This window comes from Paenibacillus sp. ALJ109b, from assembly GCF_010747435.1.
Lineage (GTDB): Bacteria > Bacillota > Bacilli > Paenibacillales > Paenibacillaceae > Paenibacillus > Paenibacillus taichungensis.
In genome coordinates this window covers 76,610-91,384 of the sequence record NZ_JAAIFP010000009.1, presented here as the reverse complement: position 1 = coordinate 91,384, position 14,775 = coordinate 76,610, and the positions used below count along the sequence as shown (strand labels likewise).

At 44.1% G+C, this 14,775-nt stretch carries 11 protein-coding genes; 1 reads left to right on the top strand and 10 read right to left on the bottom strand.

Annotation, left to right across the window (positions count from 1 at the left end; genetic code table 11):
* Window positions 1–124: 124 nt before the first annotated feature.
* The 9 genes from G3352_RS12535 to G3352_RS12495 all read right to left on the bottom strand — a co-directional run bounded on the left by G3352_RS12535 (window position 125) and on the right by G3352_RS12495 (window position 13,127).
* On the bottom strand, window positions 125–1,102 hold the full coding sequence (locus G3352_RS12535; protein ID WP_064637608.1) for a carbohydrate ABC transporter permease: 978 nt from the start codon (window positions 1,100–1,102) through the stop codon (window positions 125–127).
* Entirely contained in the window at window positions 1,099–1,995 is an 897-nt protein-coding gene (locus G3352_RS12530) for a carbohydrate ABC transporter permease (protein WP_240343051.1), read from the bottom strand. Before G3352_RS12530 ends, G3352_RS12535 begins: the two co-directional genes overlap by 4 nt.
* Window positions 1,992–4,130: a DUF5696 domain-containing protein gene (locus G3352_RS12525; RefSeq protein ID WP_205524845.1), complete on the bottom strand. Its 2,139-nt coding sequence runs from the start codon at window positions 4,128–4,130 to the stop codon at window positions 1,992–1,994. The genes G3352_RS12530 and G3352_RS12525 overlap by 4 nt, the downstream gene beginning before the upstream one ends.
* A gap of 79 nt (window positions 4,131–4,209) precedes the next feature.
* The gene (locus G3352_RS12520) at window positions 4,210–6,225 is read right to left on the bottom strand and encodes a YIP1 family protein (RefSeq protein WP_163756957.1); all 2,016 of its coding nucleotides are present in this window, start codon (window positions 6,223–6,225) and stop codon (window positions 4,210–4,212) included.
* A 28-nt stretch (window positions 6,226–6,253) separates the two neighbouring features.
* Entirely contained in the window at window positions 6,254–7,120 is an 867-nt protein-coding gene (locus G3352_RS12515) for a carbohydrate ABC transporter permease (protein WP_076291413.1), read from the bottom strand.
* A gap of 2 nt (window positions 7,121–7,122) precedes the next feature.
* The gene (locus tag G3352_RS12510; protein ID WP_345940755.1) at window positions 7,123–8,094 is read right to left on the bottom strand and encodes a carbohydrate ABC transporter permease; all 972 of its coding nucleotides are present in this window, start codon (window positions 8,092–8,094) and stop codon (window positions 7,123–7,125) included.
* Entirely contained in the window at window positions 8,091–11,051 is a 2,961-nt protein-coding gene (locus G3352_RS12505) for an extracellular solute-binding protein (RefSeq protein WP_163756953.1), read from the bottom strand. The genes G3352_RS12510 and G3352_RS12505 overlap by 4 nt, the downstream gene beginning before the upstream one ends.
* Window positions 11,048–12,166 carry a sn-glycerol-3-phosphate ABC transporter ATP-binding protein UgpC gene (locus G3352_RS12500; RefSeq protein ID WP_163756951.1) on the bottom strand — a complete coding sequence of 373 codons (1,119 nt, stop codon included), beginning with the start codon at window positions 12,164–12,166 and terminating at the stop codon, window positions 11,048–11,050. The genes G3352_RS12505 and G3352_RS12500 overlap by 4 nt, the downstream gene beginning before the upstream one ends.
* Window positions 12,167–12,437: 271 nt before the next feature.
* Window positions 12,438–13,127, bottom strand: coding sequence for a nitroreductase family protein (locus G3352_RS12495; protein WP_163756949.1), 690 nt, complete (start codon window positions 13,125–13,127; stop codon window positions 12,438–12,440).
* Between the two features lie 189 nt (window positions 13,128–13,316).
* Between G3352_RS12495 and G3352_RS12490 the strand changes: the two genes are divergently transcribed.
* The gene (locus G3352_RS12490) at window positions 13,317–13,913 is read left to right on the top strand and encodes a TetR/AcrR family transcriptional regulator (protein WP_163756947.1); all 597 of its coding nucleotides are present in this window, start codon (window positions 13,317–13,319) and stop codon (window positions 13,911–13,913) included.
* Window positions 13,914–14,017: 104 nt separating this feature from the next.
* Here the strand turns inward: G3352_RS12490 and G3352_RS12485 are convergent, their stop codons facing one another.
* The gene (locus G3352_RS12485) at window positions 14,018–14,758 is read right to left on the bottom strand and encodes a hypothetical protein (RefSeq protein WP_163756945.1); all 741 of its coding nucleotides are present in this window, start codon (window positions 14,756–14,758) and stop codon (window positions 14,018–14,020) included.
* Between the last annotated feature and the right edge of the window lie 17 nt (window positions 14,759–14,775).

Below are 14,775 nucleotides of genomic sequence, written 5' to 3'. Positions count from 1 at the left end.
CCCATTGTGATCTTATTTGCGTTCTTTTCTTCAGAGATACAGACCGTCCACAGCCACTAGCGGCCAGCATTCCCCCTTTCCAGTGTAGTCAAAGTTATAATCACTTTATCTACCCAATAATTATCTACTCTACAATTCCAGTTCGTTCAATTCCGGTGATGAACCAGCGCTGGAGGAACATGAAAATCAACATCGGCGGGAAAATAATGAGGAATGCCGCTGCCATTTTGGTTCCTTCCGTAACCGGGTTATTAACCGACTCCTGGCTGCTGAGCAGAGAGGGATTCAACACTTCTTCCAGATTGTCCAGACGTATCGACAACGGTGTGAATCCCTTGGCCAAAAACATGGATGGTTCATAATACATGTTCCAATACCAGATGAAGGAGAACAGAAAGACGACCAGACAGGCGGACTGAGCCAGTGGCAGCATAATTCGGAAGTAAAGTCGGGCTGCAGATGCACCGTCAAGCTTTGCCGCTTCTTCAAGGCTAGGGGGCTGGGATTTGAAGAATTGGCGGAATATGAGAATAAACAGCGCTCCCTTTAAACCCTGGCCGAAGATCGCTGGTACCAGGAATACAAACAACGAATTTAGCAGTCCTAACTTGCTGAAAATAACATACAGCGGAATAATGATGACCTGTGGAGGTATAAGAAAGGTCAACAATACTAGTGCTGTAATTAATCCTTTGAAGGGAATAGCCAGCCGTGCAAGTGCATATCCGGTCATAGAACAGATCAGCACCTGTACAAGTGAACAAGTAAGAGCAATCACCGCCGTATTCCGCAGAGCTTCCGGGTATTGCAAGCCCTCGTAAGCCTTTGTCAAGTTCTCCCATGTAACGACGCGGGGAATCCATTTCACAGACGGGTCCAACAGGTCACTAACCGTCTTTAACATCGTGGTGATCATGTAGAGAAGTGGCTGTAGATACAAATACGCCACAATAGACAGCAGCACATAAATGATCAGTTTAGCTAGCAATCCGTCTGACAAATTCCTGCCCATAAGCAGAGCTTTAAGCTTTTGCGACTCTCTCCGCCACAGCAGGTCTCTTACATTATTTTTGGCCCGATCAAACCATAGCTCTTCTTTCATGATCTTCTCCCCCTCTGGCGCATGCTACGGCTGAACATTCCGAGTACTATCGCGATCAGGACAAAGATGAATCCGAAATAGATCCAAGCCAACGCACTTGCATATCCGTATCCGGTATCCACTTTGAACATATTGTCGCGAATATGCTTCAGCACCGGATTGAGAGGGAAGGTGAAGAGATCTATGATGGTATAGAGTACATTAAGGCTTATAAACGGAATGCTGGCAGGTAGCGTTATTTTCCAGAAGCTGTCCCAAGGCGATGCCCCGTCAATCCGTACTGCTTCATAAATGGATGGCGATATCGTCTGAAATCCCGCGATAAAGATCAAGATCTGTACCCCCGAATACCAGAGAATTAGGACAACGCGACCCAGCACTTCCATGATCATCTTCGCCATTTCGCCTCCGACATATTGCTTCACTAACGGTTCCAGATTGTATTGATCCAGAAAGGGGATATCGCCTGCCCCCTGCGTAAACAGCTCCGACAACACCTGACCAGTGGCGAAGATGACAGGTAAAAAGAATAAAGCACGATAGATGAACCTTCCGGGAAACTTCTGATTCAGCAGCAGCGAAATAAGCAGAGCGAAGATGACGATAATCGGAACCATCAACAACATTTGCTGAAAATAGGTGATCATCTCGATCGGGAACACATTGTCCTTTAGGAAAGCATCCCGGTAATTTTGAATGCCGATCCAATCATATTTAAATCCGCCTGGCACCACCGCCACCTTGTGTAATGACATGAACATTGACCAACCGATGGGTATAGCTACGAACACACTGAATCCGATCATCCAGGGCAGCATGAAAAGCAAACCAACGCCATAGCGCTTGAATTGGTATTGAAGCGCCTTCTTCTTGTGTTCTTGCAACTGGATCATCGGGCAGCCCCTTTCTCCACCTTGAAGCTCTTGGCTGCATAATCCACAATGACGCGAGTTCCATTCTCATACGTGGTCATATAACGTTCATCACTTATTTGCTCGTGATCAACAATCCTAAGCGAATAAAGATCGCTTAAGCTATCAAATCGTCCGTATTCCTCCACAATGCGGCTTTCCCACTTGTCAAACCTGCTACTGTATAGCCCATATACAGGTGTGTTTTTCAACTTACGGGAATCATCATGAGTGACGAAAAAGGATGGCAGCGCTCCATATTCTATCGCCTTCAAAAATTCGGTATCCTCATCATCGCGCAGATTTCCTGCTTCAAATGTGTAAGGTACGTTGCCGTGCAGTGCGATTGGGTAAAATGGAACGGTCTCATCGATCATGAAATCGTAACTAGAGGAGGATGCCATTCCGTCAATGAAATTAGTGCTGCCAAGCACATAAGCATTGCCGCGTTCAATGCTAGCCGATCCCAACTCCTTACGGGTGTAATCAAGTAAACCATTGTATACGGTCTTCGTATATTCTCTTGTACGGATGCCGGACAACTCATAGTCATGCACAAGAATCTCGCCCAATCCGCTGTAATGGATCCCGTTTACTCCAATATCTTTTAACTTGTCAATGGTTTTTGCTGCACTTACTGCCGTATATACTGGTTTAGCAAGATACCACCCATCAATGTTATAAGCCGTACCATCAATACCGCGAATGGCATCTGTTTTGCCAGAGAATGATGACTCGCTGTCCACCCATAGAAAGTCCTCTTGGAAAGTAACATCAATATCTGATTTCTTCATCGAGGCGACAAAGGATTTAGCACCAGTCTCACCTCCGAGCGAACTCTCAATTGGGAAACGCTTCTCCATGTTGTAATCGCCCTCGTTCTGCCAGCCATAAAATATGGTCTTAAGCGAAGCGACACCCTGCTGTTGCAGCCGCTCTACAATTTCAGTCGCTTGATCAAACGTAGTGGTAGCAACATACTGCACTCTTCCAAAAGCCTTTTCATAATTTCCGCCCATCAATTTCAGGTAGAGGGGAACATGCTCTACCGGTTGCAAAGTTTCTCCTAACTGGCCGGATTCTTGTAAATAATCTCGGTATGCACTCGCCATTCCGATATAAGAAGCTTGCTCCCCATTCAGAAAGCGGTACTCTACCTCACGGTCCAGGTCCAATTTTTGCTTCTGAATAGCCTTGCTTGGAGTAGCCAACCTACTCATTCTGTATAAATACTCTTCTCGGTAGATTTGACTCGAGTACACATTGTAGAAGGATGAGCGTTGTCCAGGTGCCATTGCGACTACATTAGCAGAATCCTCGCCTTTCCTCATGACAGCGACATAAGCATGATCTCCACGTTTCAACCCAAATACCGGATAAGCGATATTCTCTCTGTTCTGAACCATTAAATTGATATTCCCTGCATTGGTCAGTTCCTGGCCATACACCTGATGGATGTACCCTTTGGACAGGCTTGCCTTTGCCGTATCATAGCGGATCAGTCCGCCTGGACCATCAGGCACAAATAAATATCCATCTTCATTAGCCATAGCAGCGCCGAAATGAGGCAGGACATCCATTGAAAACAACACGTGATCTCCTTCTTCGCGGATACCTGCTGCCGGTACTTTGACCTTTAATCCGGATTCCGTTAATTCGTATTGAATAGCAAAACCGATGCGTTTGTCAGGAAACCAGTATTGAATTTGAAGTCCTTTCATATCACGGATCATCGTCGTCTCTAAACCGGGCGCTTTATTGTTCAATGTTTCCCTAACCGTTTGGTCAGCCCCTTGGGTACGTACATGGGTTAATACAAACGGGGACTGCAAATTATCCAACAGTTGCCCCTTGACGCTCTCATCCGCGAGCTCAACTTCAGTCGGATTGCTGGTCCAACGGTATCCACTTCTTTTGTCCAGAACGTAGATTTGCGTATTGAGCGGATTCACATACAGGGCGTACTGATCGTTATCTACCGCAATTGCATAACCATCTGCTTGTGCAGTAGGCTTCCATCTTTTACCTTGATAGAGGGAATCTTTCTCTGGTATCAGCACTTGTATTCCAGTAGCGGCAAAAATCTCCGTTGTACTCTGCTGCCATGGTTTTATCACCAACACGATCAGCATCAGACCAAGCACCAGCACAATAACGACGGTCCACCCTGCCCTATTCCATTTTCGTTTGAGTGTGTTATAGATTGATGTTCACCTCTTTGTAAAGCTCATAGAAAAAGTCATACAGATTAAAGGACAGTCCGAATATAATGAAGCCAAACATCCAGATCGTCAGAATCGCAAACACAGTAACGGCCGAGTTTTTGATCGTTTCCACAAATTCAAAATTGTGAATTACTTGCGTCATCACAAAGAACATGGAGAGAAGCCACAGTACCATCACCATATTCATGGCATGAATGATGATCGCTTCATCTAGTGAGACGATGTTGGATAATAACAGAAGTGGAATTGAGAAGAATACGTATGGTGAGAGCGCATACACACTTCCTTGAATTACTTCCCGGAATTTACCCTCACCGTCTTTGACACTGCAAACTAAGTAATTGGCAACAATCCAGGTGATCCAAGGTAAGATGAAGAACCCCATCTCTTTTAGTAAATTAACTTCTGAGAGTTCTACTGGATGAAAGAGAAACCCAGTCCAGTAGATTGTGCATAATTTGATGGCCAGGACGAGAAACAGCAGTGCTATCGTAATCCATGGTGCAATTCTCGCTTCCTTGATCCGGTAGAATCCTTCATATGGATGAAACATCACATAACTGAAATTTTTCAAATCAGCGAAAGGCTGCTGTAAGCGCGCAGAAAGCGGCCGCTTCCGCAGGTATAAACGTATTCCGCGTATACCAAAATGGAGGAAGAGTCCACCCCCTACTAGGCTATATACCAGGATCATAAAGTGGTTCTGCAACCAGTCTAACCTCAGCTTCCAAAAAGCTTTGGAGTAGCCTTCTGTATCAAAGGCTGCCTTCATAAACATCAACGCATCCTCGTTGCGTCCTTCATGTAGAAGCACTTTTCCTAAACCTTGAAAGGTGCCGTTATACATATCGTTACGGGCATAGACAGCTTCCCAGTAAGGCTTGCTTTGCTCGTATTTCCCTTCTGCATACAAAGCTAGCGCCTTCAGAACATCTCTTCCCAAATCAGTACGCACATATTTGTGGACGGTATTCGTACCGCTGTCCGAGATCCAGATCGCATGGTTGCTGTCCACCCCGATGCCTGTCGGATAACCCAATATGCCATACTGCTGCGTATCTTTACTGACAAGACCAAATTCAAACATCGCCTCCCCATCACGGTCGTACATATTGATGTGCATAGAGTCAAGGTCAATATTGTAGAGAAATGCATCAGCATCAATTGCAGCATCAACAATACCGTGACCGTTCTCTAACGTCTTATTCTTGAATATATCCACGCCGCCTGCATTCAGTTTACGGATGGCTCCCTTCCCCTCACCGCCAGCAGTCGAAGTATAGATAAAGCCGTCTTTGTCTAGCGAGACATTTGTAATCGGTTTAGGAAGCGCAGCCTTTTCCTTTGCCAATTGATCTTTATTGAGAACCAGTTTCTTCAACCAGTTGAGCATGGATTGATCAGCTTTGTTAGCACCGAAGTAACCCATGAATTCACCTTGGGGATTTAACCGAACAAGCCCTTGATAAGATGAATTCAGTTGTATGTACATGACACCACGACGATCAACGATCAACTTGACGGGCACAAAGTGCTCGGATCCCATTAATGGTGTATTCGGTTTTTTGAAATCACGCTGAAACACCCCGTTTTGATCAAATACCGCGATCCTCTGATTACCTGAATCCGCAACATACACTGCATGCTCCGGTGTGACAAACACACCTTCCGGTGAAGACAACTGTCCTGATCCTTCTTCTTCACCGATTGTACGCAGCAGACTACCATCCGGATCTAGTACTACGATTCGGTTCTGCTTCTTATCTGCAATGTAGACCTTGTCGTCTGAGGCTACGTCAAGGTCTACCGGTTCCCCAAAGTCGGCAGAATAGGCACCTGCTGGTCTGTAAATCGGCTGAATTTGGAACCAGTTAGACTGGTTACTGTCATAATAAGCCGTCCAGTACGGAAGACTTGCCGAAGCTGCCTTCGGCAGAACGGTCAACGCAATCAAGCCTATGAGTGCCATTGATAACCATTTTTTCATCGCGACTCTACTTCCTTTACTGATGACTTTACTTAATACCGGAATGGACCATCGTCTCCAATACCTTGCGTTGGAAGAGCAGGAAGATGATCAAATTCGGGATAAAGATGAGCAGTCCGGCTGCTGCTGCCATATTCTGTCCTGCGACATTGTTCTGCAGCCCGCTAAGCAGGCTATTCACATAGAACGGTAAAGTACGCATCGCCTCTTTTTGCATGAACAAAGTTGAGGTCTCGACATCACCCCATACATTTTGAAAAGTAAGAATGGATATCGTTGCAATGGCTGGAACGGATAAAGGCAGAATAATTCGTCTGAATATGCCGAAATGACTGGCTCCGTCAATCTTTGCAGCCTCCATTAGATCATTTGGAATCTGAGAAATAAATCCGACCAGCATGAACACCGCTACCGGTGATGCAAGCGAAGGTAAGATGTGTCCGAAATACGTATTGTTCAGTCCAAGAGCGCTGATGACCAGATAACGTGGAATGGAAACAGTTTCGGGTGCGAACATAAGGGAAAGTGTGATCATCCCCATAATGAGTTTCTTGAAATGGAACTGATATTTTGCCAATACATAACCTGCCATTGTACTGACCATGATTACACTGATCAGTGTAAATGACACAACAACCATACTGTTAAACAGGTAACGGGTGAACGGTACCAAGGCATTGGTAGCGTGAAGAAACAACGTTTCAAAGTTATTTAGTGTTGGCTGTTGTACAAAGAATTGAGGTGGAAACAAAAACAATTCATTTTGTGGTTTAAAGGCATGATTGAAAATAAATACAATGGGCAGAGACATAAATACTGCCAGGCAAGTAAACAACAAAATCAGAATAACATCGAAGGATGATACTGAACGGAGCTTTCGTAATTTGGCTATCATACTTATAGCTCCTCCTTCGAGTTGAACAGCCGATATGCAAACCTCATCACAAAATAGCTGAACAACAGCAGCATGACCGACACTGCAGAAGCATAACCAAGTTCGAACCGGATGAATGCATAATCATCGACATGATTAATGATCAGATGACCGGCATACTGAGGAGTCACCGCCATTCCCGTAAGCTGGGTCGAAATACTGCCTGCCTTCAATGTAGACACGATGGTCATGACGGCACTGAACAACATCTGTGGCTTCATCGATGGGATGGTGATATAGAATACTTCCTGAAGCCGATTGGATAGGCCATCGATGCGGCCGGCTTCATACAGCTCGCGATTGACCGTTTGTAATCCGGCAAGCATCGCCAGAAAACCTACGCTGAAACTCATCCATAAGGAGACCATAATCATAATAGGAAGCAAATACTTGGGATCTTGCAGCCAAGTGATTTGAGAGTCAATCCAGCCCATTCGCAGTAAAAAATTATTAAGATACCCGACCCTGTCTCCGCTGAACGCTGCGATCCAAACGACCGACAATGCTACCCCACCGGCCATAGAGGGTGCATAGAACACTAATGTATAGTAATCTCTGACCCGCAGAGGCAGCTGATGTATCAGCCAGGCGAAGAAGAACGATAGAATATAGCCACCCGGCCCAACAATTAATGCAAACAGAAATGTATTCGGAAGTGCTTTGGTCAAGAAAATAATATCTTGCGTAAATAATGCGATAAAATTGTCAAAACCGATAAAATTCAGACTTCCAAACCCATCATAAGATGTAAAACTAAGCGTGGCAGCCATCACGACAGGAATGACGATAAATACGAGAAAGCAGATCAGAAACGGTGCCAGAAAAAGATAACAGAAAGCATCTCTTCTAAGCTCTCTTAGAAAACGCATCCACTTTGATACCAAAGGTGAAGGTGGCTTAGTCGGGTGTAACACGGGAACAATCTCTGTTTTCACGATTCTGTGTCCTCCCATACGTAGGGCTCTGTAATCATTGGAATATTTAAACTTCTGCCCATGATGCCGAAGTTCCGCTGTCTGCGGTCCATCTCCCGTTGCAGGGACGAATGCGCTTCTTCCAATGATTCATCCGCTGGTATGCCGTCAAATACGGTTCGATTCCATGCAAAATCCATCTCCCTGCCCAAGAAATAGTATCCCGGTACATTCGGCATGTTCAATGCCCAACTGGCTTGTTCCCGAATAGCTTTCAAATCATCAGCAGGCCAGTTTAGCGATTCCATCGCATTTACATTTGCTGTATTCCAGCGATATTCAATACCATAAAATGATTCCATATCCGCAGCATACCGAGATTGTACTTCTCCTGAAGTCCACCACTTCAGAAATTCCCAGGCTTTATCTTTCTGCTCGCTTTTTTTCATAATCATGGCGCCAGTTAGGCCTTGAGGAGACCAGCGCACAACCTCATCATTTTCCTGCTTAATTCCGGGTAACGGAGCGACCTTCCAATGTCCTGTAATTTCCGGCGCAGCTACTTGTAACTGGACATAGGTGTTAAAATCAGATATCCCAATCGGAATATCCCCATCCCGAAAGTGTTGAAAGAAAGCCGGGATGTCAATGGGCAAATTGTATTTGGTAAACATCTCGGTCCATAATTTAAATGCTTGTTGTCCAGTGTCGCTGAATATATTAGAATTCAGACCGTCTTGTGTATAAGGGTCGGTACCATGTTCCAGAAACAATGTGGAATAGTCAGCTTTTGGTACGTTCATGGTCATCCCATTCTCTTGCAGAGTGGGTAGGATATCAAACACATCGTCCCAGGTATCAGGCACTTCTAAATCCAGTCTTTCAAGTATGTCCGAGCGGTAGAACAACAATTGAAAATTCTGTACTTCTGGCAATCCATAAGTTCCACCATCATACATCAGAGCTCTGGTAACACCCGGTATGAACTGATTCATCACGTCATCAAAACCTGGATACTGTGATAAATCCTCGACAGCATTTCGCATGGCATAATCTGCAGGTATCGATTCTCCTACTCCAAGTGCAATATCAGGAACCTCTCCTGCTGCATTGCCAAGGATTAACATGTTCGGATTTGGCATAAGATTGATATTGACTTCAATGCCTGTCTTTGGCGTGAAATCCTGGCTAACCAGTTCGCGCAATAAATCAACATAATCCCGCCCTCGTCCGACCCAGATCGTCAATGCACCTTCTTCTTCTTGCCCTCCGAGATCATAATCCACATAGAAGGAACGTGAGAAGTCCGCTAAGGAATAAGGTATCCGCGAGAGTGCAGTAGGCTCTTTGAGGCCTGTCTTAGCATCCGGTGTCCGCACAACTAGATAATCGAGAAGCAGCGGTTGCTTGGTCAGAGTGGACATCCATGTCCCAATATTGGCTTGGATCGTGGAGAATTCTTTGATTTTGCTAGGAATTTCGTTCACATCGCCCAGCATATCCTCCAGGATGGTGACCGAAGCTTTAATGGCCTGTGATAGATCTGAATCCCTCTCATTGACCGAATTCGTATAAAGGAGAATCATATTCAACCGATCTGTAATGGCTTGAAGTTTGTTCTCAACTTCCGGATCGTACTTTTTCATCTCCCATGTCCGGGTTGAGTCAATATTGGAATCGGACGCGCTCTTGCTGTAGTTTCCGGTAATCAACCTCATCTCACGGTCAAAAGAGGCGATCTGTAACAAAGTATCTTTAAGGGCAAACAATATTGGCTGCATACTTGATGAATCCGCGGTCATGCGTATAGAGTGCTTTCCTTGTTCAAGATAGAATTTGAAGGGTTCCCCGGAAACATTAGATAGGGTCGTAATTTCAAATTCCTTATGATAATCAATTGCATAGTTCAGCATCTCCTTGAAAGGAACCTTACCGTCAATAGAGATGGTACGATAAGCTTTAAATCCTGGACGATAGTTCTGGAAGTTCTTGAGATCAATCTCGTACCAGCCGTTTGTTGGCACTTCAATATCCCATTCTACCCATTCACCTGGTAAGTTCCAGTGGTTTCCACCAAGCACATTATAGGTGATCCGTCCCTTGGGATCTGGTGATATGTAGGGCTCTGCCCAATGATCAGTCTGAATCGATAGATGTGATTTGCGTTCAAATTGCTCTGTTTCCCTCACCATGTACCAGTCGGAAGCATCAGATGATACTGAAGGATATGCCCCCTTATATTCCTCGTACGGTATGACATGCTCCTGACTTTGGAATGACATTTGTTGCAATGCAACTCCACCCCGTTCGCCCACTAATCTTAGCGTGTGTTCCCCTCGCTCCAGTCGAAACAACAGCGGACGGGAGGAAACCGAATAATCTGTTACTGCTTTACTTATCCATTCGTTCAGTTCCGTCTGTTGCGGTCTTACCTGCATACCTAGTTCGTTGCGATCATACGGATACTTAGCATCCTTCCACATCCGTTCCAACTCAACACGTTCCGACTCCTCAAAGGGATAACTGCCATCAATCATTACTCCCCGAATCACGGAACTGTTACTGCCCGCTAAGGGCTTGTAATCCAAATGAAGTTCATACCAGCCAGCTTTCGCTACATGAAACGTCCAATCTACTGATCCTGCTTCGTTATGCCAGTTGAGCACGGTTTTTCCGTCTTCCTTCGATTGACTGAGTTTGGTTATCGGTGCTGCTGTGTCATATTGACTAGGATTGATCCGTATTTCATTCCCGTTTTCTCCAGAACGTTCTTGTTCGCTTACTCCCTGCATCAGGATGGCATAAGGGATTTTATCGCCTGCTGGCTGGAATTGAAGTAGCTGATCAGCTGTTACACTACCAGAGTAAACAACCTGTTCATCGGAGGTTATCCACCGGATAACGCCAACAACCAAGGCAGCAACAATCAATATTTGTATCGGAAAGCGAAGATAGCGGGGCAATGAACGCTTCTTCATGTTTCATCTCTCCCAAATACAAGTTCCGTAGTCTCATCAAAAAAATGTATCTTGTTCATTTGAAGTCCAACCGATACGATCTCATCCGTTTCATATCGTGTGACTGGTTCTGTTCTAACAATTAACCTGATATGTCCAAGCTGGATGTAGACATAAGAATCGGCTCCAGTCTCCTCAGTCATTTGTACAATACCTGGTAGGAATGAAGGATCATCGATACGTCCACGGCGAAGAGAGATGTGTTCTGGCCTCACGCCCAGAATAACGTTTCTAACCGCTCCAAATTTTCGTTCTAATCGAGAGACACAGTTTTCTGGAAGCAGCAGCCTCATCCGTTTGTTGGAAAAGTAATAGAACCCATCACTCACTTCGATCGTGCCCTTAATGAAATTCATTTGCGGAGAACCAATGAAGCCTGCTACGAAAACATTCGCAGGTTCATCATAGAGCTTTCTTGGGGGGGCGACTTGTTGAATAACACCATCTTTCATCACAACAATACGTGATCCCATCGTCATTGCTTCCACCTGATCATGCGTGACATAAACGGTTGTCCGTCTTAGTTCCTGCTGCAGCTTGATCAGCTCTGCACGTGTCTGTGCTCTAAGCTTGGCGTCCAGATTGGAAAGAGGTTCATCCATCAAAAATACTTGTGGTTCCCTTGCAATGGCTCTACCAAGGGCAACCCGCTGCTTTTGACCTCCAGATAACTGACTTGGTTTGCGGTCCAATAGGTGCGAGATTTCAAGTATCGATGCTACTCGTTTAACACGGGTATCAATCTCATGTTTCGCAGTCTTGCGCAATTTCAGACCAAGTGCAATGTTCTCGAGCACAGACAGATTCGGATAGAGGGCATAATTCTGAAAGACCATGGCTATATCCCTGTCTTTTGGTGAGACATAATTAATGAATTTCCCATCCAGGTATAACTCTCCGCTGCTGATTTCCTCTAACCCGGCCAGCATCCGCAGCGTTGTTGACTTTCCGCATCCAGATGGTCCTACCAAGACAAGGAATTCCCCTTCATCAATCGTTAAATGAAAGTCGTTGACGGCAGGGCGGGATTCGCCTTTATACCGTTTAAATACATGATCAAAAGTAATACCTCCCACCTATTCTCACCTCTCCCTTACTCAACTTCCGTTTGTATTCTCAATGGTAGCGCAAACATTTCCAGTAAAAAATGAGATAAAATTAATCTTTGTAGTTCATTCTTAATCTGTATTTCAAAACAGCAACTAAAGATAACAAAAACCCCGTGTATGGAACCACTGATCATTGGCTCCATACACGGGCTTAGTTAAAAGATTGAGACTAGTCTTCTAAATATTTAGCTATCTAGACAATAACGCCACTGTCTGCATGATGAGAATATATAGGACTTCAACGCTCACACGTTATTTCATCGAGATCTTCCTTAGGCATTTCGTTAAAGAAAGCTACATCATCGACTGCCAGCCGTACCGTCGGATGACCGGGCTTCGCCGCCTTGCCGATGGCGATCAGCATAATCGGAACGTAGCGTTCGGATATACGGAAAGCTTCCATGAACTTTTGTTTATCGTAGCCGCCCATCGATACCGTGTCGTAGCCTTTAGCCCGGGCGACAAGCATGAGTTGCATCGATACTAGCCCGCCGTCGGTATACACTTTTTCGCGGATGGCCTCGGGCGGCATGCTCGAATACATCCCGGTATAACGTTCCACGAACGATTTAGCCGTCTCTGCAGGCATGTAACCCTCATCGACCGTCATTCCGTATATTTTTTCGGCCAATTTATAACATTCTAAATCTCCAAGTACCGCAATGACAGCCGAAGCCTCGACCACTTGCTGTTGATTAAATGCAATCGGAAGCAGCTTCTGCTTCAGCTCCGGCGAGTCGATTATGAGAAAACGCGACGGTTGCAGGTTAGCGGCTGAAGGAGCCAGCGTAGCTTGCCGTAATATTTCGTTCAATTCCTCCCGCGAAATCTTAATCTCGGGATCATAACTACGAACCGACCGGCGTTCTCCAATAACATCAAAAAAAAGTTGTTGCTCCATCGTTAGTGACGGTTGTGAAGCTGACATGGTTCTCTCCTCCTTTTGGAAAAGCAGCGTTCTGCTTTGGTTTCAATACAACATGAGTAATTTGAACAACACTTGTTGTATTTGTATGTTATAATACCAACCGAATGGTACGCAATCATCAATAACCGTAAACCGTTGGATAGACAACATCACTTCTATAATGTCGTTTTATGAGGGGAGATTTTAACGATGACAAATAAAAAGAATGAAGCTGATCCTCGTGTGATACGTACACGGCGACTCCTTCAAGACGCTTTTGCTTCATTAATTCAAGAAAAAGATTTTGAATCGATCACCGTCAGGGATATAGCAGAGCGGGCTACTGTTAACAGAGCGACTTTTTATGCGCACTTTGTTGATAAGTTTGAAATTCTTGAGACCAAACTAATGGAATCATTTATGACAATCATAAATCGTAGAATAGACGGTCACGAAGTGTTAAATGAAGAAACAATTCAGAGTATTTTTCTAGGTGTGTGCGATTTTCATGAGGGTCTAAGCACGATGTGTAAAAGAAGGTATACATCGCTTGGATCTGTATTCGAAATTCAAATAAAGGAAAAAATCCAATCGATACTTCTTTCCTTTATAGACAAAGACAAGATGCCATCGAGTCCAAACGCACACTTACTAATAAATACAGCTTCTATCATGTTAAGTTGGGGGATGTATGGGGCGGCTTACGTTTGGAACAATGAGGGGCGTCCATCAAGTGCGGAATCGTTCGTTAAACAGACAATGCCCTTAATAATGAACGGAGCCAAGGAACTAAAATCGCTAATTTAGCGGCTTTCAAGAGAACCCTATTTTTGCCTCATGACATAACGGATATTAACAGTATAAAAATTCTTTTAATTTCATTGTTCCACTCATCTTTTATCTTTTTTCCATTATGATCGTATCTGTTCTAGGGTTACCGAAACCTTCTCATCACCTTTTTTATTAATCAAAGCAACTTCAAAATCAGATAACCATTTAAGTTCACCCAGATGTCTAGCATAGGCAAATTCATCTGGTAGTTCTGATATGACCTTCTTTAAAAGTATTTGCGTACCATCGGAATGCATTATAGATATAAATATATCCAAACTTTCTACTTTATGGTGACATATGACTTTAGCATTGTACATCTTATTAGGGCTCTTTATGGTTTTTTTCCAGGTCCATTCATTTACATAACCTAACTGCTCTATTTGCAAAGCAATCTCTCTAAATGGCTTAACATCCCAATTATTATATATAGTAAGTTTCTCTATCCCGTCCATAAGTAGTCTGAGCGTTGTCCTTTTTTTCTCCAACTCACTTTTTACACCAAATTCATTTAAACTAAATTGGATTGGCACTGAACACACACCTGAAATATTAACAATCCTTTCGTCCGAAATGTGATCTACACATTCTATAAGGACTTTCCAACAATCTTTCGTTTTATATTTCCCAAACAAGCGTTCATACATCGCTGTAATACAGCGAGTTTCCAATCTAAATGAACGTCTTTTCCATTTCCAATTCAACTCATAATCTAATTTTATTGCTTCGTTATACTCACATTTTTGATTTTTTATTATTGAATTAACATTTTCTTGATCTACAATATATGGTAAATCTAAATCAAACTCTTTTAGTAGCATATGACCCTCTCCTTAGA